Genomic DNA, 24,880 nt, shown 5'->3' on the forward strand with positions numbered 1-24,880 from the left:
TCGTGGGACGGGCCTCGTCAGCGCCTGTCCGGCTCCCGCTCCAGCAGCGGCGCCGCGTCGGAGAGTACCCCGGCGATCCTGGTCAGCGTCGCCTCGTCCCGCTCCACCGGCTCCAGCACGGGACCGCGGGCGGTGTCCCAGCGGCGCGCGACCGCCGCCGGATCCTCTCCGGTCAGCAGTCCGGCGGCCTGGGCGGCGGCGCCGAGCGCGACCAGTTCCTTGGCCTCGGGCACCTGCACGGGGCGGCCCGACAGCCGCCGTACGGTCTGCTGCCAGGCCGTGCCCCGGGCGCCCCCACCGATCAGCAGCAGCGGCGCGGAACGGTCCGCGTCCGTGTCGAGCACCAGGTCCAGGGCGCCGAGCAGTGAGTGAACCGCGCCGTCGTACGCGGCCTGGAGCAGCTGCCCACCCGTCGTGTCGTGCCGCAGACCGTGCAGCAGGCCCGAGGCGTGCGGCAGGTCCGGGGTGCGCTCGCCGTCCAGGTAGGGGAGCAGGGTCACGCTCGTACCCGGTTCGACGGCCTCGCGGTCCAGGCCCAGCAGCTCGGCCACGCGGTCGACGGCGAGCGTGCAGTTCAGGGTGCACGCCAGCGGCAGCCAGTCACCGCGTGCGTCGGCGAAGCCCGCCACGGTGCCGGTGGGGTCGGCGGGGCGCCGCGTCGAGACGGCGTACACCGTGCCGGACGTACCGAGGCTCAGCACCGGTGTGCCGGGGCGCAGCCCGAGCCCGAGCGCGGCCGCCGCGTTGTCGCCGGTGCCCGGCGCGACCAGCGTGCCCTTGCTGAACGGCAGATCATGGGTGTCGCGCACGGTCCCGGCCACCTCGCCCGGCCGGACCACGCGCGGCAGCAGAGCCGGGTCGAGCCCCACGTGGTGGAGGGTCTCCTCGTCGTACGACTCCGTCCCGGACGCCCACCACCCCGTACCGGACGCGTCACCTCGGTCCGTCGTGCCCTGACCGGTCAGACGCTCCGTGAGGTAGTCGTGCGGCAGGCGTACGGCCGCTGTGGCGCGGACCGCCTCGGGCTCGTTCTCGGCGAGCCAGGCCCACTTCGTGACCGTGAAAGAGGCACCGGGCACGCTTCCGGTGCGCTCGGCCCAGGCCTTCGAGCCACCCAGCTCCTCCACCAGACGGCGGGCCTGCGGTGCCGAGCGCACGTCGTTCCACAGCAGTGCCGGGCGTACGGGGTCGCCCTGGGCGTCGAGGGTGACGAGGCCGTGCTGCTGTCCGCCGATCGACACCGCCGCGGCCTCGTGCGCCGCCTCACCGCACTGGTGCAGCGCCGCGCACAGCGCGTCCCACCACTGCCGCGGATCACTCTCCCGGCCCGCCCCGGAGGACACGGTGTGCGGCGCCTGCCCGCTCGCCACCACTCGTCCGGTCGACGCGTCGACGACCAGGGCCTTGGTGGACTGGGTGGATGTGTCCACACCGACGACGAGCGGACCCTCGGCTGCTGACATCGGGCTCTCCCTCTTCCCCGGCTCGCGGGATCTGGCCTGGTTACCGGAATGTCCCGGACCGGTACGGCCCGGCTGTCACACACAGTCTCCCGAAGGAGACACGTCGTCTCTTCCCAGAGATGCCTCCGCATACTAATTTGTTAAGCGCCATGACGAAATAGTCGGAGCGAGCAAGGAGTCGCGGCATGAACTACCAGCCCACCCCCGAGGACAGGTTCACCTTCGGCCTGTGGACCGTCGGCTGGCAGGGGAGGGACCCGTTCGGCGACGCCACCCGGCGCGCCCTCGACCCGGTCGAGACGGTGCAGCGTCTGGCGGAGCTCGGTGCCTACGGAGTGACCTTCCACGACGACGACCTGATTCCCTTCGGGGCCTCGGACAGTGAGCGCGAGTCGCACATCAAGCGCTTCCGGGAAGCCCTCGACGCCACCGGCATGACCGTGCCGATGGCCACGACCAACCTCTTCACGCACCCCGTCTTCAAGGACGGCGCGTTCACCGCCAACGACCGCGACGTGCGCCGTTACGCGCTCCGCAAGACGATCCGCAACATCGATCTGGCGGTCGAGCTGGGCGCCGGGATCTATGTCGCCTGGGGTGGCCGCGAGGGTGCCGAGTCCGGTGCCGCCAAGGACGTACGTGTCGCGCTCGACCGCATGAAGGAGGCATTCGACCTCCTCGGCGAGTACGTGACCTCCCAGGGCTACGACCTGCGCTTCGCGATCGAGCCCAAGCCGAACGAGCCGCGCGGCGACATCCTGCTGCCGACGGTCGGCCACGCCCTGTCCTTCATCGAGCGCCTGGAGCGCCCGGAGCTGTACGGCGTCAACCCGGAGGTGGGCCACGAGCAGATGGCCGGCCTGAACTTCCCCCACGGCATCGCCCAGGCCCTGTGGGCGGGCAAGCTCTTCCACATCGACCTCAACGGCCAGTCCGGCATCAAGTACGACCAGGACCTGCGTTTCGGTGCGGGCGATCTGCGCTCGGCCTTCTGGCTGGTCGACCTCCTGGAGACCGCCGGTTACACGGGTCCGCGCCACTTCGACTTCAAGCCGCCGCGGACCGAGGACCTCGACGGCGTGTGGGCGTCGGCCGCGGGCTGCATGCGCAATTACCTCGTCCTCAAGGAGCGTGCGGCCACCTTCCGCGCCGACCCCGAGGTCCAGGAGGCCCTGCGCGCCTCCCGCCTGGACGAGCTGGCCCAGCCGACTGCTGCCGACGGGCTGAAGGCGCTGCTCGCGGACCGTACGGCCTTCGAGGACTTCGACGCGGAGGCGGCCGCCGCGCGCGGGATGGCGTTCGAGCGGTTGGACCAGCTCGCGATGGACCATCTGCTGGGTGCGCGCGGCTGATCACGCGCGCGTGTGTGTGCCGGGGCCGTGCGGTAAGGAGACGTGCGGTCCCGCGGGGAGGGGGGCCGGGAGCGAGACGTGTCCGGGAGGGAGGCTTGTCCGCGAGGGAGGCGTGTCCAGGAGGGAGATGTACGGCCGAACCGGCCGACTGGGGCGGGTCCGGCGGCGTCTCCCTTCGTCTCGTCCACTGCCGGCGTCTTCCTTCGCCGATCTTTGCGTGGAATGCTCCGGAATCATGCGGTCCATGGCATGAGTCCGTATCAAGTCCTGTAGGCGGCTCGCGTGTTGACCGGTTCGAGGCGACTCTTGTCGGTATGGCCATGCCACCCGTACCGCCTCAGCCTCCTCGGCCGCCGGGAGGGGCGCCGCCCCCGAACGGCGGTGGTTTCGGACCGCCTCCAGAGGGCTTCGGCCCGCCACCGGGTGACTCGTCCGGCGGGTTCGGTCCCCCGACACAGGGCGGCTGGCCACCGGGGCAGGGCGGGAGCTGGCCGCCATCCGGAGGCACACCGTACGGAGGTACGCCCACAGGCGGTACGCCTCCAGGACGGCGCCCGAATCCGCTGTTCATCATCCTCGCGGTGATCGTCGCCCTGGGGGCCGTCACCGCTGTGGTCCTCGTGGCCACCAGCGGGGGCGGGCCATCCGGCGGGAAGTCGCCCGCCGAGAGCGGCCGGAGTACGGCGAGCTCGTCCACGCCGTCGCTGAGCGTCCCCTCCCAGCTGCCCGGCGAACTGCCGTCGCTGCCGTCGGACCTGCCCAGTGGGCTGCCGAGCGAGTTCCCGAGTGATCTCGACTCGTTCCTCCCGACCCCGGCGGGCGACGAGGTGCCGTACTACATGCTCAAGAAGGGCGACTGCTTCAACACGAGCGACAGCCGGCCCGGGCAGGCGGCCAGGCGTTCGTGCAGTACACCGCACGACGCCGAGGTCGTGAGGATGGCCGAACTGGAGGGCACCTACGCGAGCGACGCCGCCTTGAAGAAGGCTGCCTCGGCGCTGTGCGAGAAGGCCCTGGAACGCAAGGCCGTCCGACAGCCCGCAGGGACCGTGCGCGGCACGCTTGTCCAGTACCCGGACTCCGCGGGCTACGAGCTGGGCATCGACAGCGTGGCCTGCAGTCTGTCGGCGGACGTCGGCGGTGGCGACCGGAAACTCACGAAGCCGTTGAAGTGAGCGGGACATCCGCGCGCGTGGGAGTGCTGAGCCTGCATGCACCAGGTGCCCTGCGGTTCGCCCTGGTTCAGATGTCGACCTCCAACGACGCCGATGCCGACGCCAGCGCGGTCGCCGGATCCGGGGCAGCCGGGCCCGCGGGCACCCAGTGGCCCCTCTCCTTGAGGTACGGCCACCAGCGGCCGTCCGTGCCCAGGCGCAGCTGGGTCGAGGCGCCGATCACCGTCCAGCGATTGTGCGAAGCGCGCAGTCGGGGCCGCTCGTCGTCGTCCCACGCCGATTCCAGGGCGGCACGCGCGCGTGAGAGCGTTTCGCCCTCCGGGACCCACTCGTCCTCCAGTACCGCCAGTGCGGCCGTGCCCCCGTACCGCCAGGCACGCACGGCGAGCGCCAGCCCTTCCTGATCGCGCCCCGACCCCTGGGCCAGGCGAGTGGAAACGGCGGCCCCAGGACTGCCCGCGGCCAGCCGAACGGCATCCTGTGAGAGCGTCAACTCCTCCATGAATGCCTCGTGTTCGTGTTCGGACACGAGCGCGGCGGCGAGCAACCGGTGCGCCTCCATGGCGGCCCGCGACGCGAGGAACGCGAGAGCGGCCGGGTCGACACCGGGTGCCGGGCGGGTCCCGGTGTCCGGAGAAGGCGGGGTGCCGGGCTGCGCGGGCAGCTCCGGGAGCGCGGGCAGGGGCGGCAGGATGTCCCCGGTCGCGTACGCCTCGGCGGCGTCCACGCCCTCCTGAGCGGCTTCCTCCGTGGCCGTGGTCTCCTCGGCCGGGGTGACGCTGCGCGCCTGAAGGCCGTCGAGTACCTCGCGTTCTCCACGTCCCCGCATCAGCAGAAGCACGAACGGGTCCTGGTCCAGGAGCCGCGCCGTCTGGTAGCAGAGCGCGGCGGTGTGACCGCAGTGGTCCCAGGCGCCGCAGTCGCACTCCGGCTCCAGGTCGCCGAGCCCCGGCAGGAGTTCCACACCGGAGGAGGCGGCGTCCTCGACGAGATGAGGTGGCATGTCGCGGTCGAGCAGGGCCGCGACATGCCCAGCCCGTTCGACGGCCATGTCCAGGAAGCGGTCCCACTGCTCGTCGGACAGTTCCTGCAGCAGGACATCGGCTCGGTGCGCGGTGCCGTCGCGGCCCTGAACGACCGCTGTGATGCGCCCTGGGCGCACCGATACGGCGCCCAGGGCGCTCGCGCGCGCGAGTCTGCGGCCGGTCTTCACCTGCTCGGAGTCCAGCGCCGCGTCCTCCAGCGCCTTGAGCCAGGCCTGACCCCACCAGGTCTGGGCGAAGCCCCTCCCGCGCGCGGGAGGCAGCGCGGAGAACGTGCGCTCGTTGTCGTGGTCCCTCATCGTGCGCCCCCTCGCAGCTCCACCAGGTCGGCCAGTTCCGCGTCGGACAGTTCGGTGAGCGCCGCCTCACCGGCGCCGAGCACCGCGTCGGCCAGCTCTCGCTTGCGCAGCAGCATGTCCGTGATGCGGTCCTCGATCGTTCCTTCCGCGATCAAGCGGTGGACCTGGACGGGCCGGGTCTGGCCGATGCGGTACGCGCGGTCGGTCGCCTGCGCCTCGACGGCCGGATTCCACCAGCGGTCGTAGTGCACGACGTGCTCGGCCCGTGTCAGGTTCAGTCCCGTTCCGGCGGCCTTCAACGACAGCAGGAAGACGGGGACCCCGCCGTCCTGGAACCGCCGGACCATCTCCTCGCGCTCCTGGACCGGCGTCGCGCCGTGCAGGAACTGCGACGACACACCACGCGCCGACAGGTGCCGTTCGATGAGCCGTGCCATCTGCACGTACTGGGTGAAGACCAGGACGCCCGCCTCTTCGGAGAGGATCGTGTCGAGCAACTCGTCCAGCAGCTCCAGCTTCCCCGACCTGCCGGCGATCCTCGGCTGTTCCTCTTTGAGGAACTGCGCCGGGTGGTTGCAGATCTGCTTCAGCCCGGTCAGCAGTTTCACGATCAGGCCGCGCCGGGCCATGCTGTCGGCGCCGGAGATCTCGGCCAGGCTCTCGCGCACCACGGCCTCGTACAGCCCCGCCTGCTCCTCCGTCAGCGACACGGCGCGGTCGGTCTCGGTCTTCGGCGGCAGCTCGGGCGCGATACCGGGATCCGACTTGCGGCGGCGCAGCAGGAACGGCCGTACGAGCCGGGCGAGCCGCTCCGCCGCGGCGGGATCCCGGCTCCCTTCGACCGCCTGCGCGTACTGGGCGCGGAAGGCGCCGAGCCTGCCGAGCAGGCCCGGTGTCGTCCAGTCGAGAATCGCCCACAGCTCGGAGAGGTTGTTCTCCACGGGGGTACCGGTGAGCGCCACACGCGCGCGTGCGCCGATGGTGCGCAGCTGCTTCGCCGTGGCCGAGTACGGGTTCTTCACGTGCTGTGCCTCGTCCGCTACGACCATGCCCCAGGCCACCTCGGCCAGCTGCGGCGCGTCGAGTCGCATCGTGCCGTAGGTGGTGAGCACGAACTCGCCGTCGGCCAGCGCATCGAGGGAGCGTCCGGAGCCATGGAAACGGCGCACGGGGACGCCCGGCGCGAACTTCTCGATCTCGCGCTGCCAGTTGCCCATCAGAGAGGTCGGGCAGACGACCAGTGTGGGACCGGCTGCGGACGGGTCGGTCTGCCGGTGCAGATGCAGGGCGATGAGTGTGATGGTCTTGCCCAGGCCCATGTCGTCGGCCAGACAGCCCCCGAGCCCCAACGACGTCATCCGGGCCAGCCAGTTGAGGCCGCGCACCTGGTAGTCGCGCAGCGTCGCGGAGAGCGTGGCCGGCTGGCCGACCGGCTCCTGCCCCTCGGGGTCCGCCAGCCGCTCCCGCAGCGTCGCCGGCCATCCTGTGGACCGTACGTCGACCCGGCGCCCGTCGATCTCCGCGGAGCCCGTCAGGGCGGCGCTGAGGGCGTCGATGGGCGTGACCTTGCGGTCCTGCTGTGCGCGGGCGCGGCGCACTTCCTCGGGGTCCACGAGGACCCACTGGTCGCGCAGCCGCACCATCGGACGGGTCGACTCGGCGAGCCGGTCCATCTCCTCGCGGGTGAGCTGTTGGTCGCCCAGCGCGAACCGCCAGTTGAAGGCCAGCAGCGCGTCGGCGGAGAGGAACGACGGTGTGTCCGACGCGGTGCCGGACGGGCCCTGGCCGTCGTCCGGCGGTCCGATGACCGCACGGGCGGTCAGTCTGCGCGCCAGCCGCTTGGGCCAGTGCACATCGACTCCCGCGGCGGCCAGGGCCCGGGTGCCCTCCCCGAGGAGCTCGGTGACCTCTTCGTCGGCGAGTTCCAGGGCGCCCGGCACGGCCGCCGACAGTAACGGTGTGAGCGGCGCCCAGGCACGGGCGGCGCGGCGCAGCGCGAGCAGAGCGTCCATCCGCGCGTGTGGGCCGAACACCTCGGTCCCGGCCCACACCGCGGAGGCGTCCGCGACGAGCGTGGGATCGCTCACGCTGTGGATCTGCACCACGGCACGGAACGGCAGTCGCGTCCCGTCCGACGCGTCCGACTCCAGACCGGTTACCTCGACCCGTAGCGAGAGGCGTACGCCCGCGTCGTGGCCGGCGGCGACATCGGCGGCCCAGGCCCGCTGCTCGGGCAGGTGCTGCGGCTCCGGGACGGCGAAGGCCGGCCCGCCTGCCACGAGTGCGGCTGCGGGGGAGCGGGGCAGGGTGTCGGCCACCGAGTCGAGGAAGTCGCGCAACAGCCGCTCGGGCTCCGGCAGCCGCAACGGCTTGACGTGGTCGAGGGGCAGGGCATGGGCCTCGGGAGGCATCGCGGCGGCCAGCTCGCGCACCCGCTCCATATCGTCCGCCCGCAGCGGGCCCGTGCGCCACGCGTCGTGGTCGGTCGTGGACAGGCCGGGCAGCAGGAGGCCCCGCGCGGTCAGCTGCAGTGCGAGCACTGCGGCCGCACCCCAGAACGCGGCAGCCCGATGGGCCTGCGCGGCGCCACGCGCACGCGTGAGGACCGGCAACGCCTCCCGCACCGGCAGGAGCACGGCGGGCACGGTCGCCAACGCGACGCCCACGTCACCGGGCACGACAACGGTCACCTCATCGGCGGAGCCGGAACCGGAGGCCGGCACGGGCGGCGCCGTACCATCGGGCCGCCAAAAGGCGACGCGACCGCCGCGGGCCGGATCCGCGGGCACGAACACGGCGCAGCAGCGGGTCAGTTCGGTGATCTCGGAGGATGGTGCCGTGGATGTCCTCTGCGCAGCTATGGCTATTCCTCAAATTTGACTACCTGCGTTGGAGTCGCCGACTGTACAGCACGCAGGCCCTCTTGGAAGGCGGACGCGGCGGTGGCGTGGGTCACGTTCCGTCGACCCCGCCTTTGGCGGGCCCCAGGCGGGCCGGTGCCTGTGCGGAGGCCGGTCTCTCGCTCTCAGGGGCATGTCGGGGTTCGCCTCAGGGGTGCATCAGGGGTGTGGTCCGGAACTGCCTGAAGTGCGGGCCCGTTCTCAGGACAGAGAGCGGCACCGGCCGCGAAGGAGGCGACGGAGATGTCGAAGAACGCAAAGATCGCCGCAGGGGGCGCGGCGGCCGGAATTCTCCTGCTGATCTGGCTGCCCTGGTGGGCCGCCCTCCTGATCATCCTGGGAGTCCCGGCAGCCGCGTACCTCACGCTGGATCCCGCACAGCGGCGCAGGCTGCGCCGTGTGTCACGCAAGGAGCTCGGCCGCTGAGGCGTCAGCGGCGCGTCGGCACGGCGCTCGCGTCTGCTCGGCGCTCAGCTGGGACGTACCGCCATCTTGTCGAGGGCCTCCAGGAGACCGGGCAGTTCCGGGCCCCGCCCGACCGGCAGCACCTCGCCGGGCTCCTCGTCGACGAGGACGAACGCGATGTCGTCGGTCCTGGCCACCAAGGACCAGCCGGGACCGTCGGCCCGGAGGGTCCGGGCGTCGCCCGGAGCGAAGGACGAGCGGACACGGCCCGGCGGCGGCGGAGTGTCCACGTACGCGCGCGCCTGGGCGAGTACACGGTGGATGCTGCTGCGGTGTGTGCTCCGGCCGTCGCCCGCCCCGGTCTCGGGGGCGTCGTCGGCCGCCTCGCCCTCGTCGCGGTCCACGAACGTCTCGTCGTCGATCTGCTCGCGCCAGGCCGCCCACTGCAGCGCGATCTCGTCGGCGCCGAGGCGCCGCTGGGCCGGGCCCCAGGTCTCGGTGTCCGGCGGGGACAACGGCGCCCGCTCGGCGATCTCGGGCGCGGGATCATGCGGAGCGGGCACGCCGGGCGCCGCGACGGCCACCGCGAGGGGCCAGCCGGGGAGCGCGGCCACGACCGAGCGCTCGTCCGGCGACAGGTCGTACTCCATGCCGCAGTCCCACGATGCGATGGCCACGGCCACGAGCGACACGTCGTCGACGACGACCGTCCACCGCGCCCCGTCGCCGTCCTGGCCCAGTACAAGGCCGTACCCGTCGGCGATCGGCGTGAGGCCGAGCGCCGCGCAGGCCTCCGGATAGTCGTCGCCGAGCACGCTGGGGAACTGCGCAGGTGTCAGCAGCACCGCCGTGAGTACATACAGCGCGTCGTCGTCCCCGGCGGCGACGGCGTCCTCGCCCGTCCCGGCCATGCCGGCCTCCCCATTGCTCTGGTCCGTCGGCGCACCCTAATGCGCGGGGAAGGCGCTTGTCACGAGTCCGAAGCAGGGGCGGAGCCGAGACCGACCGGGCGGACGGGACGAATCGGCGGTAGTCGCCGCCGGGTCAGGCAGCGGGCAGCCCGAGGAGTTCCCGGGCGACCGTCTGCGGAGACTCGTCACGCTCCCGCGCGAGCGCTATGACCGCCCGGCACGCCAGTTCGCTGACCCCGAAGGACAGCGCCTCGGGGGACACCCACGTCGTGGCCTCGTCGATCCGGTCCTGATCGTCCTCGGCGCACGCCGAGACGTACACCGCGGCGGCCTCGAAGAGGTTGTGCGTGCGCGTGTCCCCGCCCGTGTTCGTGTCCGCTCGTACGGAGTCGAAGAATCTCCCGAAGGACTTGCGGAGCCTGCCGAACATGTGGACTACCTTCCCCCTGTATCGATGTCACTGGTCACTCAAGTCTTCCCACCCTAAGGAGAGTTGGAGCCTCGGTGACGCGGGAGGGTGCGCTGAAGCGCCTCGCACGCGGGAGGTCCGACCGCTCAGCCCTCCTGTACGGCCAGTGCGAGGAACCGGGTGTCCTCGTCAACGTACGACGTCATCCGCCAGCCCGACCCCGCCAGCAACGGCCCGAGGTTGGTCTCGGCGCGCATGTCGTCCGGCGTGACCCGCCGTCCCTGGCGCGCCGCCAGCGCCGCCCTGCCGATCGGGTGGAAGAGCGCCAGCGTGCCGCCTGGGCGGACCACCCGCGCCAGTTCCCGCAGGTTCTCGGCGGGGTCCGGCAGATGGGCGATGAGCCCCGCGGCGAACACCGCGTCCAGCGACTCCGAGCGAAGGGGCAGCGCGGCCACGTCCGTGAGCAGGAGCAGCCCGGCGCGGTCCCGTCCGGCCCGTACGGCGGTCTCCAGCATGGCCGGAGTCAGATCGGCTCCCAGAACCACTCCTGAGGGGCCCACGGCGGCGCGCAGCGGCGGCAGTGCACGTCCGGTGCCGCAGCCCGCGTCGAGTACACGGTCGCCCGCGCGGAGCCCGATCGCGGCGACCGCGGCCGCGTACGCGGGGCCGTCGTCGGGGAACTTCGTGTCCCAGCCGGCCGCGCGAGCCGTGAAGAACTCCTGGACGTGTGTGTGGTCGTCGCTCATGCCCGCATGATCCCTCACCGGCGCGGAGGAGGCACTGTGCACACGTTCGAGCGTGAGGCGGTCGCTCCGATGCATATATGCGTCACATTCCTCCAGCTTTCGAAACCTGCTCCCATCGCGCGCCCCTGACAGGGCTAGCGTCCCTGAGCCATGGGACACCTGGACCACGCCGCCTTCGGCTGGCTGACACCTGTGCTGTCGTATGTGATGGCCTGCACGGGCGCCGCCCTCGGGCTGCGCTGCACCGTCCGCGCGCTCGGGGCCACCGCGAGGTCGCGCCGCAACTGGCTCGTCACCGCGGCCTCCGCGATCGGCACGGGTATCTGGACCATGCACTTCGTGGCGATGCTGGGATTCGGCGTCGGCGGCACCGAGATCCGCTACGACGTGCCCCTGACCATCCTCAGCCTTCTCGTCGCCATGGCCGTCGTCTGTGCGGGAGTCTTCGCCGTCGGCTACGGCAGGGACCGCACCCGCTCGCTCCTCATCGGTGGACTCACCACCGGGCTGGGCGTCGCGAGCATGCACTACCTGGGCATGGCCGCGGTACGTCTGCACGGTGACGTGAGCTACGACCCGGCGCTCGTCGCGCTCTCCGTCGTGATCGCCGTGATCGCGGCGACGGCGGCCCTGTGGGCGGCGCTCAACATCAGGTCACCGATCGCGGTCGCCGTCGCCTCCCTCGTCATGGGAGGTGCGGTGAGCAGCATGCACTACACCGCGATGTTCGCGGTGCACGTGCGTGTCGTTCCCTCCGGAGACGTCCTGCCCGGTGCCACGGCCATGCAGTTCATCTTCCCCCTCGCCGTCGGTCTCGGGTCCTATCTCTTCCTGACCTCGGCCTTCGTCGCGCTGTCCCCGACCGCGGGGGAGCGCGAGGCGTCCGCGTCGGCCCAGCGGCCCGTCGAGCGCACCGCCCACTGAGGAGCGAGGCGCCGCTGCTCGGGCATCCGAACCACTCCGATCGAGGAGGCCATGCGTACACGCCGCAGGACCCCGACCACCGACGCCGAACCGTTGTCCCGCCCCCCGGTGCGCGGCCGCCGCGCCCATGCGGGCCCACCCGCCGACGAGCGGCCCGACAGCGACCACGCCACCGACCCGGCCGAGACGCCCCCGCGCGCGGAACGATGGCGCGTACGCCCCCGCACCGTCCGGGCCAAGATCGTCTGCCTGCTCATGGTGCCCGTCGTCTCCTTGATCGCCCTGTGGGCGTACGCCACCGTCAGCACCGCCCAGGACGTCGCAGGGCTCCGGCAGGCGCAGCACGCTGAGGCGTCCGTACGCGCCCCGGTCGCAGCCGCCGTCGCCGCGCTCCAGGCCGAGCGCACGGCTGCCGTGCGGCAGGCCACCGCCCCGGCCCCCGGGCGGGAGAGCGAGCTGAAGAGGCTGGCGGAACGCACCGACCGCGCCGTCGCCGCGCTGCGTCTCGGGGACCGCCACACCGTCGCGGACGGCACCGATCTGCCGTCCGCCGTGGCCGAGCGCCTTGGCGCCTTCGTCTCCGAGGCGGAGCAGTTGCGTTCGCTGCGGACCGCCGTGCTCGACCGCCGTACCGGCTGGAGCGCGGCGTACACGCGGTACACCAGGGCAATCGCCACGGCCTTCGGAGCGGGCGGCGCGCTCACCGGTATCCAGGACGCCGATCTCGGCTCCGACGCACGTGTGCTGCTCGAGTTCTCGCGCGGGGGCGAGGCGCTGGCCCAGGAGGACGCCGTGCTCGCCGGCGCCCGGCTCACCGGAAGCCTCCACGGCGAGCGGCTTCGCCTGTTCACCGGCGCCGTCGAGACCCGCCGCACGTTGACCGAGTCAGCCGTCCCCGACCTGCGCGGACCCGAACGGACCGCCTGGAACGACCTCGCACGGGGAAGCGCTCACGCGACCCTCCGAAGCCTTGAGGACAAGGTGCTCACGGCTCGCCACGGCACCGAGGCGATCGACGCCGCACCCGAGGCCGCCTGGAGCACGGCACACGCGCGCGTGAGGGACGGAATGCGGGCGATCGAGGCGGGAGCCGGACGCGGTGTCGCGGACCGGGCCGACCCGTTCACCGGCGGACTGCTCACCCCCGCCGGGGCAGCGGTGCTTCTCGGCCTCGCCGCTGTCGCCGCGTCGCTCGTGATCTCCGTACGCATCGGACGCGCCCTCGTCGTCGAACTCGTGAACCTGCGCAACAGCGCCCTCGAGATCGCCCGTCACAAGCTCCCCCAGGCCATGCGCAAGCTGCGCGCGGGGGAGGAGATCGACGTCGACGCCGAGGCACCGCCCGGGCCGCCTGCCGAGGACGAGACCGGACAGGTCGCCGAAGCCCTGGGCACCGTGCACCGCGCCGCCCTGAGAGCCGCGGCCGAGCGCGCCGAACTGGCCGGTGGTATCTCCGGCGTCTTCGTCAACCTGGCCCGCCGCAGCCAGGTACTCGTGCACCGCCAACTGAGCCTGCTGGACAGCATGGAGCGCAGATCGGAGGACCCGGACGAGCTGAGCGACCTCTTCCGGCTCGACCACCTCACCACGCGCATGCGACGCCACGCGGAGAGCCTGATCATCCTCTCCGGAGCGGCCCCCGGCCGGGCCTGGAGCGTGCCCGTCTCGCTGACGAACGTGGTCCGCGCGGCCGTCTCCGAAGTCGAGGACTACGCGCGCGTGGAGGTACGGCAACTCCCGGAGACGCAGATCATCGGCGCTGCCGTCGCCGACCTCACCCACCTCCTGGCCGAGCTCGTGGAGAACGCCGCACAGTTCTCACCACCCCACACGCGCGTGCGGATCACCGGCGAGCCGGTCGGCAACGGGTACGCCCTCGAAGTCGAGGACCGCGGCCTCGGCATGGGCAAGGAGAAGCTCGCCGAGGCCAACCGGCGCATTGAACAGTCGGAGGCCCTCGACCTGTTCGACAGCGACCGGCTCGGCCTGTTCGTGGTCAGCAGGCTCGCGTCCCGGCACGGCATCAAGGTCCACCTGCGGACCTCGCCCTACGGTGGCACGACCGCGGTCGTCCTGCTGCCCACCGCCCTGCTGGACATCGCCACGGCGGAACGTTCACCCGGTACGGCCGCCGACACCGAGCAGGCAGAGGCACCCACGTACGCGCGCGTGCCGACCACCTCCCGTCAGGAGCCCGTCCGGCAGCCCGACGGGCGGCCCGCGCCGGCGGCTCCCGTGGCGTCCGCCGTGGAGGAGGGCTCGGCGGCGGACGCCACACCTCCTGGGGTCACCACCCTGCGCCGGCCCCCTCTCCCGCGGGCCTCCGAAGGCCCCGACGGCCTTCCGCGCCGGGTACGACAGGCGCATCTGGCCCCCCAACTGCGCGAACCGCGTCCCGAAGCACCGCCGCGAGCAGCCCAACCCCGAGGAGCTCACGGTGACGAACGCACCCCCGAACTCGTACGGGACCGCATGGCGGCCTATCGCGCCGGCTGGACGCGCGGAGGCGGCAGAGCACCCGGCCGCGGCGCCACTACCGACCCCGTGGCGGGCAGCGACAGCAGCGAAGGAGACCCCGCATGATCCAGAACCCGAGCACAAGGCCTGCCCAGAGGTCCGGCGAACTCGACTGGCTGCTGGACGACCTGGCGTTCCGCGTGAGCGACGTACGGCACGCCGTGGTGCTGTCGACCGACGGGCTCGCCATGGGCGCGTCCACCGGCCTCGAACGCCAGGACGCGGAACACCTCGCCGCGGTCGCCTCCGGATTCCACAGCCTGGCCAAGGGCGCGGGACGGCACTTCGACGCCGGCGGTGTGCGCCAGACCATGGTCGAGATGGACGACGGTTTCCTGTTCGTGGCGGCGGCCGGTGACAGCTCCTGCCTCGCCGTGCTCACCGCCGTCACTGCTGACATCGGCATCGTGGGCTACGAGATGGCGCGGCTGGTGAAACGCGTCGGCGAGCATCTCCACACGCCGGCACGCGCCGCCGCGCGCCCGCCCGCCACAGGATGACCGAGGACGGCCCGCGCAGATGATCCAGGACAGAGCACACACACCGCAGTCCCCGCCGGGCAGCCAGTGGTACGACCACGAGGCCGGACCGCTGGTTCGCCCGTACGCGGTGACGGGCGGCCGCACCCAGCCCGGTCCCACCGGTGTGCGCTTCGACCTGATAGCCCTGGTCACGCTCGACCCCGGAGCAGCACGCGACGCCGGTACGTCGCTCGGCCCGGAACACCGGGCCCTGGTCGACCTGTGCCGGGCCGAGACGCAGTCGGTCGCCGAACTCTCCGCCGGCGCCGACCTGCCCGTCGGCGTCGTGCGCGTGCTCCTCGGCGACCTCCTGGAGCTCGGCTGTGTGACCGTCAGCCGTCCCGTACCGCCCGCGCAACTGCCCGACGAGCGCATCCTGCGCGAGGTGATCGACGGACTGAGGGCGCTCTAGGACCTGAGGGATCAGGGGCGGACAGGCCCTGGCCGACGCACAGGGGCATCCCCTCGGACCCACTTCCGTACCCATCCGGGCCGAACAAGAGCGAGTCGGTCAGGGTCGCTCAAGAATCGGTCGAACGCCTCGGAGAAGTACGGGAGTTGCCATGATGCTGGCTTCGCATCCGTTTCCCGACGCCGACCGCAACCGGCACTCCCGAGAGAAGGTGATCGATGCTCTCCGAGCACTCCGACGCCACCGGCGGTGACACGTCCGCCCTGGCGCTGAAGATCCTGGTCGCCGGTGGTTTCGGCGTGGGCAAGACCACCCTCGTGGGGGCGGTCAGCGAGATCAGGCCGCTGCGCACCGAGGAACAGCTGAGTGAGGCAGGCAGGTCGGTGGACGACACCGACGGCGTGGACCAGAAGGTCACCACGACCGTGGCCATGGACTTCGGGCGCATCACCATCAGGTCCGGCCTGTCCCTGTACCTCTTCGGGACCCCGGGCCAGGACCGGTTCTGGTTCCTGTGGGACGAACTGGCGCAAGGCGCACTCGGCGCGGTCGTCCTCGCGGACACCCGCCGGCTCGAGGACTGCTTCCCCGCGGTGGACTACTTCGAGCACCGGCACATCCCCTTCGTCGTGGCCGTCAACTGCTTCGAGGGTGCCCGCACGTACGGCGTCCAGGACGTGTCGTGCGCCCTCGACCTCGACCAGGGAACGCCCGTGGTGCTCTGTGACGCCCGTGACCGCGACTCCGGCAAGGAGGTGCTGATACGGCTCGTCGAGTACGCCGGGCGGATGCACACCGCCCGGCTGCTCGATTCCGTGGGCTGACAGTGGCCGGCCCCGGGGGCCCGGGCCCTAGTCGGCAACGGCCGTGTACGCCAGGACCCTGTCGACCCGTACCCGGACGAGGAGTTCGCCCGGAACCCCGTTGCGGGCACCGAACTCCTCGGCCCGGTCCTCGCCCATGTAGCGCGCGCCGAGCCGCGTGGCCCAGTGCCGGACCTCGTCGAGGTCCTCCGACAACTCGGCCCTGCCTTCCAGGACGACGTAGTCGTACGGTGGCCGGTCGTCGTCCACGCACAGGGCGACGCGGCCGTCCCTGGCCAGATTGCGCCCCTTGACGCTGTCCTTGCCCGTGTTGAAGACCACGTCGTCACCGTCCAGCAAGAACCAGATCGGAGTGACATGGGGTCGCCCGTCGGCGCGGACGGTCGACAGTTTGCCGGTGCGGGTGCCATACGAGACGAAGGCCCGCCATTGCTCGTCGGTCATCTTTTGTGCCATGTACCCATCCTGCTTGCCCGCACGGCGGAGGTGGGGAAGGCTGATTCGTCGGATCCTCCAGCCAGGGGGAACAACAACACGGGGAGAACCGAAGATGCCGCAGAAGGCGCGACTGAGCCGGCTGCTGGACGACCTGACCGAACGCGTCGTGCACGTACGGCACGCCCTGGTGCTGTCCAGCGACGGGCTGGTGACGGGCGCCAGCACGGGACTCAGGCGCGAGGACGCCGAACACCTCGCCGCGGTCTCGTCCGGACTGCACAGCCTCGCCAGGGGATCCGGGCGCCACTTCGGCGCCGGTGACGTGCGCCAGACCATGGTCGAGTTCGACGACGCGGTGCTCTTCGTCACCGCGGCCGGCGAGGGCTGTTGCCTGTGCGTGCTCAGCGCCGCGGAAGCCGACATCGGCCAGATCGCCTACGAGATGGCTCTGCTGGTGAACCGTGTCGGTGAACACCTCGACGTGGCCGCGCGCCAACCGGAGCGGGCGCCCGCCATAGACCTCTGACCTGCCACTTCATCGCCGCCCACGGAGTTATCCACAGGCTCGCCACGAGGTTCGGCAAACCGGCTACGGTTTTTTCCGAAGCGGGCGCAGACCAGCGCCCGTACGTCACCGCACGGGGGAGAACCGCCATGTCCGGCAACACCGTCACGCGTTCCGTCACGTCCACCACGCCCGCCGCCCCGGCCCGCGCCGAAGTACGCGACGGCCTCTTGCTCTCACCCTCCCGCGCCGCACGGGAACTGGGATTGAAACGGGCCGAGTTCGACCTCGCCGTCCACCTCGGACGTATCCGGACCGTCGACGACGGAGGCGGCGGCCCTCGCGTCACCCGCGCGGAGATCGAGCGCGTACGCTCCGAGGCCGGCTTTCCCGAAACGCTGAGGGAGCGCGTCAAGACGGTGGGCACGGCGGACGGCGCGGCCTTGATGAACGTGCCCAGCGCCCGGTTCACCCGCCTCGCCCGTCTGGGCCAGGTGGTACCGGTGACCTTTTACCTCAATCGCTACAGGGCCGTGGTCTGGCTGTATCTGGCAGAGGAACTACGGCAGTTCGCGGCTGACGAGAAGAACGCCCCGTTGCTCAGCGGCCGTACACCGGAGGGGCTGCGCGATCAGCTGGAGGAGGGCCTGGACCTCCGTCCCCGCAACTGGCGGGGACGCCATCTCGGGTTCCTGCTGCGCCAGGCCGGGGATCCGTGGGCGCGGGCCGCCGCCGTGGCGTCACTGCTCGACCCCGTCCAGGTCGCGGAGATCGTCCGGGACCCCTACGAGCGCGCGTACGTGAACCGCCTCCGGCCCGCGCGGCCCGCCCACGGAGCACCCGACTCACCGGCTGCCCAGGTCGCCGCGACGATTACGACGGCGGAGGATCCCGACGAGATCGAATGGCTGCGATCCGACCTGCGACAGACCGTTGCCGAGGCCCGCGAGCACCGGGCGGCGCCACGACCGGGTTTGAAAGCGTCGTCGCCGGGCGCTGTCCAGCAGGCGGCGCCTGGAGGCGTGGCATCGAGTGCCGCACTGCCTGGAGGACCCGCAGCCGGGGAGGCGGCGAAGCCCGCCGAGCCACCGGAGAAACCACGCGGCCTGCTCGGCTGGTTCCGGCGCGGTAACCCCTGACCCGCGTTTGAGGAACCGGCCCTCCTGGACGACCGAGACGAGCAGGCCCCTCCAGAGCTCAGGCGAGCGGGGCTTCGTCGCGCTGGTCGACGGTGTCCACCACCTCGTCAAGGCGCCTATCGTGCTGGTGTGGGACCGCCTGAACACCCATGTCTCCCACGACATGAGTGAGCTGATTGCCGAGCGTGACCGGCTGACGGTGTTCCTGCTGCCCGCGTACTCGCCCGACCTCAATTCGCGCGCCGCCGGGGCCGCCGGATCAACGGCCGACAGCCCCAGACGGTCCCTGTCCGACCTGGCAGGTCAGCCGAGAGCTTGGATCAGGTCGTTGCATGCCTGCTCGCAGGAGCGGCAGGCTTCGGCGCACAGACGGCAGTGCTCGTGCATGTCGGCGTGCGTAGAGCACTCGTCGCCGCAGGCTTTGCAGGCGGTGGCACACGCCATGAGGATCGCGCGGGTGATGTTGGCGTCGTAACCGGTGTGCCGGGACAGTACGGACGCGGTGGCGTTGCAGATGTCCGCGCAGTCCATGTCGGTGCGGATGCACTTGGTGAGCTCGCCCACCATGCCCTCGGACAGGCAGGCGTCCGCACACGCCGTACACGCCTGGGCGCAGGCGATGCATTCCTCGATGCACTTGGTGAGCTTGTCGCGGTCGACGTCACCGAGGTCGGCCGGGTAGGTGGCGAGCATGTCCTTGACCGTGGCCATCACGGATCGCTCCTTTCGCTGCCGGAGGCCGGCGGGGCCGGGAACGGCCGCACCTCTTCAGACCCCGGCTCTTCGCCGGGTTGGCTCCGGCCTGGCAGAACAAACACGCCCGGGGATCCCTGTTCTCCTGGGAAAGCCCCGAGGCGCGTCGTGGACGGCCCAGCAATGCGAGGCGAAACGCGTGTTCCGAGTATCTGCGGCCGATCAGTGCCGGCGGTTGTCAGGGAGGTGGTCACCGACGTCATCCGGTGGCACGGGGGTGCAGATCATCCAAGCTGTCCGATGACGTGAGGCTTCCCCTTGCGGGGGCATACGGAAAGAGCAGGCAGAAGACCAGGCAGGAGAGAACCCACGCGGCGGACGTTCCGTTGCGGCAGCGAGCGGGGCGGCGGCCGAAGGAGGTCAGAAATGGCGGGGCCGGAGCATGCGGAGACGGTCCAGAAGCGGTCTCTGCAGACGCCTGCTGCCGACGTCACCAGAGCGCTGGAAGCCATCGGGACCGGGGCGTACCTCGTGGACGAGCAGGGCTGCATCATCGCCGTCAACGCTCGCACCGAACAGCTGCTGGCCTGGTCCGCCGAAGATCTCCTCGGCCATGACGCGCACGACCTGCTGCACCGTGGGCCCCACGGCCAGCCGCTGCCGAGAACCCAATGCGCCATGCGGCAGGCGTTCCACGCCGGGCACACGGCCCAGGCCGACGAGGACTACTTCGCCCGCGCAGACGGCTCTGTGCTGCCCATCTCCTGGCTGATCACCCCGTACGACATCGGCGACAACGGCAGAAGCACGCTCGTTGTCTTCCACACCCCCGAGCGTCCGCAGGAGACCAGCCTGCAACTGGAGCCCGCGGCAAAGCCGCTGCCGGAGCTCGAACGACTGGCCCTGCTGGCCGAGACCACCGCGCAGCTGACCTCAACCCTCGACGTCGACGAGGCGCTACGCCGGCTGGTGGCCCTGGTCGTGCCCCGGCTGGCGGACTGGGCCGTCGTCGATTTGATCACCGAGCGTGACGAGGTGTGGCGCACCGTCGTGGTCCACGCCGACGGCGACACCCTCGCACGCCGCGAGGACCTGCAGGGTCCGATGCCGCCAGTCCCCGAAGAATCGTCCATGCCCCTGTCCAGAGCCCTGCGCGGCGTGTCCTCCACCGTGGCCGGTCCGCAGACTTACCAGCGGACACCGGATTCCGGCATCGCGGTCGAGCAACGCCGCCTGTTCGACATCACCGGCATGCATTCCGCAGTGATCGCACCCATCCGCAGTACACGCGAAGTCCTGGGGGCCCTGACCCTGGGCCGCGCCGAGAACCCGGTGGTCTTCACCGCTGCCGACCTCCCCTTGATCGAGGACATCGCGCGCCGTGTCGGCCTCGCCCTGGACAACGCCCGTCTCTACCAGCGCCAGCGCAAGGTCGCCGAGACCATGCAGAACCATCTGCTGCCCCAGATGCCGGGTGTGCCGGGCCTGCAGATGACCGCCCGCTACCTGCCCGCACCCGACGCCTCACAGGTCGGCGGCGACTGGTACGACGCCTTCCCCCTGTCCGACGGATCCACCGCCCTCGCCATCGGAGACGTCGTCGGCCATGATCTGGAGGCCGCGGCCGGCATGGCACAGGTACGCAACATGCTCCGCGCCTACGCCTGGTCCCAGCACGAACCGCCCAGCCGGATCGTCGAACGGCTCGACGAGGCGATCCAGCACATCACCGACGTCACCATGGCCACCATGCTCTTCGCCCGGATCGAGGAGGCGGACGACGGCCACTGGCAGCTGTTCTGGACCAACGCGGGCCACCCCCCGCCGCTGCTGATCAGCCGCGACGGCCTGGCCCGCTACCTCGACGACGGCCACGGCATACTCCTGGGCACCGGAGCCAGTGCACCACGCCCCGACGCCACCGCCTCCCTCCCGCCCGGATCCACCCTGGTGCTGTACACCGACGGCCTCATCGAAGCGCGCGGCCACACCCTCGACACGGGCCTGAACCGACTGCGCCAACACGCAGCCGCCCTCGCCCACCGCCACCTCGCCTCCTTCACCGACCAGCTGCTGCGCCGGGTCCGCCCTGCCGACAACGACGACGACGTCGCCCTCCTCGCCCTGCGCGCCCCCGCCCGAAAGGCGGAACCCGGCGCGCCTGGGCACGGGCAGTGAACGGCGCCGTGCAATGCGGGCATCGTGTCTGCACGGCTCAATAGATACGCTTTCCCTCGTATCTCCCAAGGCGAGGTTGTCGTCTGGGCGGGCCTGGTGGAGTGGGTGTTGCCACCCTTCTATCTCCTACCCGTGTTGTTCCTAGAATGGCCGGGTGGAGGACATCGACGCGATCGCGGCCTTGCAGGATCCGGTGCGCCGCCGTCTGTACGAGTACGTGGCGGCACAGGGCCGCGAGGTCGGCCGTAACGAGGCCGCCGAGGCGGCGGGGGTGGCGCGCACGCTCGCCGCGCACCATCTGGACAGGCTGGCCGAGGCGGGGCTGCTGGAGAGCGGCAGCCGCCGCCTGACGGGCCGCTCGGGGCCGGGGGCGGGCCGTCCGGCCAAGGTGTACAAGCGGGCGCGGGTCGAGCGGGCGGTGTCGCTGCCGGCCCGCGACTACCGCACCGCCGCCGAGCTGCTCGCCGAGGCCGCCGAGCAGGCCGGGCTGGACGCCGGGCTCTGCGCGGCGGCGCGCCGCCGGGGCGAGGTCCTGCGCGGCTCGGCGGCGCCCTGCGGCAGCCTCGAAGAGGCCATGGGGATGCTGGCCGCCCGCGGCTACGAACCGCACCTGGAAGACACCGAGGACACCGAGGACACCAAGGGCGTTCAGGGCGTCCAGGGCATCGAAGGTGTCGAGGGCGTCGAGGGCATCGAAGGTGTCGAGGGGGCGACCGGGGCAACCGCACGCGTCGTCCGTATGCGCAACTGCCCTTTCCATGCCGTCGCCGAACGCTTCCCGCCGCTCGTCTGCGGCATGAATCTCGCGCTGCTGGAGGGGCTGCTCGGCACGGACGGTCCCGTCCGTGCCCGCATGGACGCCCGGCCGGGGGAGTGCTGCGTGGTGGTCGAGATTTCTAAAAACAATCGTGATTGACATAGAAAGCGGGCCGTGCTGGGATATGGCCATGACCGCATCCGCGCGTGCCGCCCACCTCGCCGAGCTCAACGTCGCCACACTCCGCCACCCCCTCGACGACCTGCGCATGGCGCCGTTCGTCGAGATGCTCGACCCGGTCAACGCCGCCGCCGACGACGCGCCCGGCTTCGTGTGGCGGCTCGTGGAGGAGGGGGCGGCTGACGCCACCGGCCTGCGCCCGGCGGGCGATGACGTCATCGTCAACCTGTCGGTGTGGGAGACCCAGGAGGCCCTGTGGGACTTCACCTACCGCAGCGGGCACCTGGAGGTGGTGCGGCAGCGTCGCGATTGGTTCGAGCGGCACGTCGAGGCGCACCTGGTGCTCTGGTGGGTTCCAGCCGGTCACCTCCCGACCGTCGGGGAGGCTCTGGAGCGGCTGGCGGACCTGCGGGCGCATGGGCCGTCCCCGCGGGCGTTCACCTTTGCCTCCTCCTACACCGCCGCCGAGGCCGCCCAGTACCTTCAGGCCGTGCCGCCGGCGCAGCCTGAGCAGGCTGCCCGGAGCACGCGGCCGGCACCTGCCGGGGATGCGGCGGCGGTGTAGCGCACCCGCCGGGGACGCTTCGGCGGTCCAGGGGAGGGGACGCTCGGTCCAGCAGGGCGGCGGCGAGGGAGTGGACGAGGTCGCCCTCCAGGCGGCGGCATCCAGGCGCCCCATTCCGTCGGGCACCACGACCTGGGCGCCTGCCGGCGCACCTTCGCCGACGTCATCGACGGCAGCGAACTGGGCGACTCCATCACCCTGATAAACGCCTCCGCGGTGCGCGCGGGGAGGCGCAGGCGAGGTCGGGCCAGAGGCTGGCGCGGCACTGGCGGGCGAGCAGGAAGTGCCGACGAACGCCGCACCGATACCGACATTCCCGAGATCACCGGGAAATCGGCGCGCACCGATCAACGGCGTATCAACACGGTGCCGTCCAGTGGCGAGTTCCCCTTCCGCTGCGACGTCGCCCGCAGCCTGACCGGCTGGCCCGCCGCGGCTCTGCTCCGGCTCAACCTCCCGACGACGGCTCGACGAAGCCGAACAGGCTCTGGGCCACCGGCTCGAGGTGGTGCTGCCCTGGTGGTGCGGAGGGCGTGGGTCGGCAATCCTCAGCGGCTCGGCGGCGATGTGGGTGCGTGATCGGCTGGATGGCTTGTTCACGGATGCTGATTTCGCCCACTGGTTTCCGATTGACGGGCGGCGTGGGCTGTCGCCCGCTCAGCCGGCTCTCGTATCGGTGCTGCAGTTGCCCCCGAGACGGCCGCGCACGCCCTGGTCCACGAGTTGCTCGCGCAGGGCCACTCGCGCCGGGCGACCGCCCGGCACCTGGGCTGGGGCTCAACACCGTGCTGCGCTACGTGGGCGGCGCGCGCTGGCGATATTCAAGTGAACGTACGGAAGGGGCTGCGTAGGGTGGCGGGCGTGGACCCAGCTGACTTCTACACCGGCATCGTCGCGGAACTCTACGGACCGCTGAAGTCCTTCTCCCAGGACCCCGAACCCTACGCAGCCTTCATTCAGCAAGCGGGCATGCCGGCACTGGAGCTGGGGTGCGGAGACGGTGAGCCCCTGCTCGAACTGCGCCGACGCGGCCTGGAGGTCGACGGCGTCGACTCCTCCGCCGACATGCTGGAGCGGCTCCGACGCCAGGCAGACGAACAAGACATCCGTGCCACCGTGTTCCACCAGCGCATGGAGGCTTTGGACCTGCCCCGCCGCTACCAGGCGATCTTCCTCGCCGGGCCGACCTTCACCCTGCTCCCCGATGACGCCACGGCGCTCGCCGCCCTGCGCGGCATCCACGCTCACCTGGCTGAGGGCGGCACCGCCCTGGTACCCCTGTTCACCCCCGCACCGACCCCCGCCGAGCAGATCGGCCGGGTGCGCACGGCCGCCGCACCTGACGGCGCCGAGCTCCGGGTGTCCGTCGTCGCCGAGCAACGCGACGAGACAGCCCGGACACAGACGTCGCTTCTCCGCTACGAACGGCACCACGGCTCAGACAGCACCATCGAAGAGCGCCCGTGGATCATGCATTGGTACACCCGGGACCAGTTCGAGAAGCTGGTCACGACCGCCGGCCTGACCGTGACCGAGGTCACCGATCCGGACGGCAAGCCCGCCCCTGACGATGCCACCGGCCTGCTGCACTTCCGACTCCAAACCACCTGACCGCCTCTCCCCTGAGAAGGCCCGGGGTCACCCTCCGCTACCGCTCCCCAAGATCTGAGCCAGAACCAAGCGGGTAGGGAAGTGCCATCCAGCGACGGTCCCCTTGCCTGGTACCGCTGGTACCGTAGGTGTCATGTCGAACCCGAAAGCGATGAACCTGCGCTTCCCCGACCCTCGGCAGCAGGCGGCGATCGCGGCAGCCGCAAAGCAGCAGGGTGTCAGCATGCAGGAGTACATCCTGTCGGCCGCCTACGACCGCGCCACCGCGGTCGAGCAGCGGTTCCTGGAGGGCTTCAGGGCTTCGATGGCCCGCAGCAGCGCGGCCTTCGCAGCCGAGCCCGGCAGCATCGACCCGACCACTGAGCACAGGGAAGCCGAGCAGCAGGCTCTGCGCGAGATCGGCGAACAGGAGCGAGGCCACGCGGCGTGACCCAGCCGGAGCCGTTCCACCCGCTCGACGTCATGTTCCTGCTGCACGCCGCCGAGCAACTGGACGGCGATCCCCAGATCGACGACTACGGACCGCTCTATGCCGCTGTCGGGCGGGTCAATGCCCGGGGCCTGGAGACCGAGATCTACGGCTCGCTGCACCTCAAGGCTGCCGCGCTGCTGCATACCCTGGCGAAACTGCCGTGTCTGGAGCATTCCAACGAGGCCTTCGCCTGGCACGCGGCCGAGGCCTTTCTCTTCCTCCACGGATTCCGTCTCGACTATCCGCCCAAGGGGGCTGTCATGCTCGTTCGGGATGCCGCCTCCGGTGCGCTCGGGGTCGCCCGGATTGCCCGCCGGCTGCGGACCTGGACCGTCACCTGACTACGTCCTTCCGCGGAACAGGCCTTGCGCTCCCGGCCAACCTGACGCGGGCTGCCCTATGGGTTTCGTCGACCCGAGGCGGCCGGCCACGACGTGGCCG

At 71.4% G+C, this 24,880-nt stretch carries 24 protein-coding genes and 1 pseudogene; 17 read left to right on the top strand and 8 right to left on the bottom strand.

Features of this window, described 5'->3' with window-relative positions; all coding sequences use genetic code 11:
* Positions 1 to 17 precede the first annotated feature (17 nt).
* Entirely contained in the window at positions 18 to 1,463 is a 1,446-nt protein-coding gene (gene xylB / locus FNH04_RS01945; protein WP_152779655.1) for a xylulokinase, read from the bottom strand.
* A 185-nt stretch (positions 1,464 to 1,648) separates the two neighbouring features.
* On the opposite strand from xylB, the gene xylA reads away from it, so the two are divergent.
* Positions 1,649 to 2,815, top strand: a complete 1,167-nt coding sequence (xylA, locus tag FNH04_RS01950) for a xylose isomerase (RefSeq protein ID WP_152779657.1) — start codon at positions 1,649 to 1,651, stop codon at positions 2,813 to 2,815.
* Positions 2,816 to 3,396: 581 nt separating this feature from the next.
* Positions 3,397 to 3,990 (top strand): hypothetical protein, encoded by a 594-nt coding sequence (locus FNH04_RS46305; protein WP_194236507.1) that lies wholly within the window; start codon positions 3,397 to 3,399, stop codon positions 3,988 to 3,990.
* Between the two features lie 67 nt (positions 3,991 to 4,057).
* On the opposite strand, the gene FNH04_RS01960 is transcribed toward FNH04_RS46305, so the two are convergent.
* Both FNH04_RS01960 and FNH04_RS01965 read right to left on the bottom strand, forming a co-directional pair.
* The gene (locus tag FNH04_RS01960; RefSeq protein ID WP_152779659.1) at positions 4,058 to 5,332 is read right to left on the bottom strand and encodes an SWIM zinc finger family protein; all 1,275 of its coding nucleotides are present in this window, start codon (positions 5,330 to 5,332) and stop codon (positions 4,058 to 4,060) included.
* The gene (locus FNH04_RS01965; protein WP_322722421.1) at positions 5,329 to 8,127 is read right to left on the bottom strand and encodes a DEAD/DEAH box helicase; all 2,799 of its coding nucleotides are present in this window, start codon (positions 8,125 to 8,127) and stop codon (positions 5,329 to 5,331) included. The genes FNH04_RS01960 and FNH04_RS01965 overlap by 4 nt, the downstream gene beginning before the upstream one ends.
* 348 nt (positions 8,128 to 8,475) lie before the next feature.
* Between FNH04_RS01965 and FNH04_RS01970 the strand changes: the two genes are divergently transcribed.
* Positions 8,476 to 8,658: a hypothetical protein gene (locus tag FNH04_RS01970; protein WP_152779663.1), complete on the top strand. Its 183-nt coding sequence runs from the start codon at positions 8,476 to 8,478 to the stop codon at positions 8,656 to 8,658.
* A 44-nt stretch (positions 8,659 to 8,702) separates the two neighbouring features.
* On the opposite strand, the gene FNH04_RS01975 is transcribed toward FNH04_RS01970, so the two are convergent.
* The 3 genes from FNH04_RS01975 to FNH04_RS01985 all read right to left on the bottom strand — a co-directional run bounded on the left by FNH04_RS01975 (position 8,703) and on the right by FNH04_RS01985 (position 10,703).
* Positions 8,703 to 9,548, bottom strand: coding sequence for a hypothetical protein (locus FNH04_RS01975; protein ID WP_152779665.1), 846 nt, complete (start codon positions 9,546 to 9,548; stop codon positions 8,703 to 8,705).
* A gap of 133 nt (positions 9,549 to 9,681) precedes the next feature.
* Positions 9,682 to 9,978, bottom strand: coding sequence for a hypothetical protein (locus tag FNH04_RS01980; protein WP_152779668.1), 297 nt, complete (start codon positions 9,976 to 9,978; stop codon positions 9,682 to 9,684).
* A gap of 125 nt (positions 9,979 to 10,103) precedes the next feature.
* The gene (locus tag FNH04_RS01985) at positions 10,104 to 10,703 is read right to left on the bottom strand and encodes a class I SAM-dependent methyltransferase (RefSeq protein WP_152779669.1); all 600 of its coding nucleotides are present in this window, start codon (positions 10,701 to 10,703) and stop codon (positions 10,104 to 10,106) included.
* A 150-nt stretch (positions 10,704 to 10,853) separates the two neighbouring features.
* Between FNH04_RS01985 and FNH04_RS01990 the strand changes: the two genes are divergently transcribed.
* The 5 genes from FNH04_RS01990 (at position 10,854) to FNH04_RS02010 (ending at position 15,901) form a co-directional block, all read left to right on the top strand.
* On the top strand, positions 10,854 to 11,627 hold the full coding sequence (locus tag FNH04_RS01990) for an MHYT domain-containing protein (protein ID WP_152779671.1): 774 nt from the start codon (positions 10,854 to 10,856) through the stop codon (positions 11,625 to 11,627).
* A 51-nt stretch (positions 11,628 to 11,678) separates the two neighbouring features.
* Positions 11,679 to 14,210, top strand: coding sequence for a sensor histidine kinase (locus tag FNH04_RS01995; protein ID WP_152779673.1), 2,532 nt, complete (start codon positions 11,679 to 11,681; stop codon positions 14,208 to 14,210).
* A complete protein-coding gene (locus FNH04_RS02000; protein ID WP_152779675.1) occupies positions 14,207 to 14,644 on the top strand; it encodes a roadblock/LC7 domain-containing protein in 438 nt (145 codons plus the stop codon). Before FNH04_RS01995 ends, FNH04_RS02000 begins: the two co-directional genes overlap by 4 nt.
* 19 nt (positions 14,645 to 14,663) lie before the next feature.
* Positions 14,664 to 15,077 (top strand): DUF742 domain-containing protein, encoded by a 414-nt coding sequence (locus tag FNH04_RS02005; protein WP_152779677.1) that lies wholly within the window; start codon positions 14,664 to 14,666, stop codon positions 15,075 to 15,077.
* 218 nt (positions 15,078 to 15,295) lie between these two features.
* The gene (locus FNH04_RS02010; RefSeq protein WP_152779679.1) at positions 15,296 to 15,901 is read left to right on the top strand and encodes a GTP-binding protein; all 606 of its coding nucleotides are present in this window, start codon (positions 15,296 to 15,298) and stop codon (positions 15,899 to 15,901) included.
* A gap of 27 nt (positions 15,902 to 15,928) precedes the next feature.
* On the opposite strand, the gene FNH04_RS02015 is transcribed toward FNH04_RS02010, so the two are convergent.
* Positions 15,929 to 16,357, bottom strand: coding sequence for a PPOX class F420-dependent oxidoreductase (locus tag FNH04_RS02015; RefSeq protein ID WP_152779681.1), 429 nt, complete (start codon positions 16,355 to 16,357; stop codon positions 15,929 to 15,931).
* 94 nt (positions 16,358 to 16,451) lie between these two features.
* Here FNH04_RS02015 and FNH04_RS02020 point away from each other — a divergent pair, with 94 nt between their 5' ends.
* From FNH04_RS02020 to FNH04_RS02030, 3 genes and pseudogenes are all read left to right on the top strand, one after another.
* A complete protein-coding gene (locus FNH04_RS02020; RefSeq protein WP_152779683.1) occupies positions 16,452 to 16,865 on the top strand; it encodes a roadblock/LC7 domain-containing protein in 414 nt (137 codons plus the stop codon).
* Between the two features lie 128 nt (positions 16,866 to 16,993).
* Complete coding sequence (locus tag FNH04_RS02025) at positions 16,994 to 17,983, top strand: DUF6397 family protein (protein ID WP_152779685.1); 990 nt, start codon at positions 16,994 to 16,996, stop codon at positions 17,981 to 17,983.
* Positions 17,877 to 18,206 (top strand): annotated as a pseudogene (locus FNH04_RS02030) (IS630 family transposase); the annotation flags it as partial. The gene FNH04_RS02025 and the pseudogene FNH04_RS02030, both read left to right, overlap by 107 nt.
* An 80-nt stretch (positions 18,207 to 18,286) precedes the next feature.
* On the opposite strand, the gene FNH04_RS02035 reads toward FNH04_RS02030, so the two are convergent.
* Positions 18,287 to 18,694 (bottom strand): four-helix bundle copper-binding protein, encoded by a 408-nt coding sequence (locus tag FNH04_RS02035; protein ID WP_152779687.1) that lies wholly within the window; start codon positions 18,692 to 18,694, stop codon positions 18,287 to 18,289.
* A gap of 408 nt (positions 18,695 to 19,102) precedes the next feature.
* Between FNH04_RS02035 and FNH04_RS02040 the strand changes: the two genes are divergently transcribed.
* The 6 genes from FNH04_RS02040 to FNH04_RS02070 all read left to right on the top strand — a co-directional run bounded on the left by FNH04_RS02040 (position 19,103) and on the right by FNH04_RS02070 (position 24,780).
* The gene (locus FNH04_RS02040; protein ID WP_152779689.1) at positions 19,103 to 20,854 is read left to right on the top strand and encodes a SpoIIE family protein phosphatase; all 1,752 of its coding nucleotides are present in this window, start codon (positions 19,103 to 19,105) and stop codon (positions 20,852 to 20,854) included.
* Between the two features lie 154 nt (positions 20,855 to 21,008).
* Positions 21,009 to 21,770: a helix-turn-helix transcriptional regulator gene (locus FNH04_RS02045; protein WP_322722428.1), complete on the top strand. Its 762-nt coding sequence runs from the start codon at positions 21,009 to 21,011 to the stop codon at positions 21,768 to 21,770.
* Between the two features lie 31 nt (positions 21,771 to 21,801).
* Complete coding sequence (locus FNH04_RS02050) at positions 21,802 to 22,356, top strand: DUF3291 domain-containing protein (RefSeq protein WP_152779691.1); 555 nt, start codon at positions 21,802 to 21,804, stop codon at positions 22,354 to 22,356.
* An 861-nt stretch (positions 22,357 to 23,217) separates the two neighbouring features.
* Positions 23,218 to 23,967, top strand: coding sequence for a class I SAM-dependent methyltransferase (locus FNH04_RS02060; protein ID WP_322722430.1), 750 nt, complete (start codon positions 23,218 to 23,220; stop codon positions 23,965 to 23,967).
* A 133-nt stretch (positions 23,968 to 24,100) separates the two neighbouring features.
* Positions 24,101 to 24,397, top strand: a complete 297-nt coding sequence (locus tag FNH04_RS02065; protein ID WP_194236508.1) for a type II toxin -antitoxin system TacA 1-like antitoxin — start codon at positions 24,101 to 24,103, stop codon at positions 24,395 to 24,397.
* On the top strand, positions 24,394 to 24,780 hold the full coding sequence (locus FNH04_RS02070; RefSeq protein WP_322722433.1) for a fic family toxin-antitoxin system, toxin component: 387 nt from the start codon (positions 24,394 to 24,396) through the stop codon (positions 24,778 to 24,780). The genes FNH04_RS02065 and FNH04_RS02070 overlap by 4 nt, the downstream gene beginning before the upstream one ends.
* Positions 24,781 to 24,880: the final 100 nt, after the last annotated feature.

The organism is Streptomyces phyllanthi (assembly GCF_009377205.1).
GTDB lineage: Bacteria > Actinomycetota > Actinomycetes > Streptomycetales > Streptomycetaceae > Streptomyces > Streptomyces phyllanthi.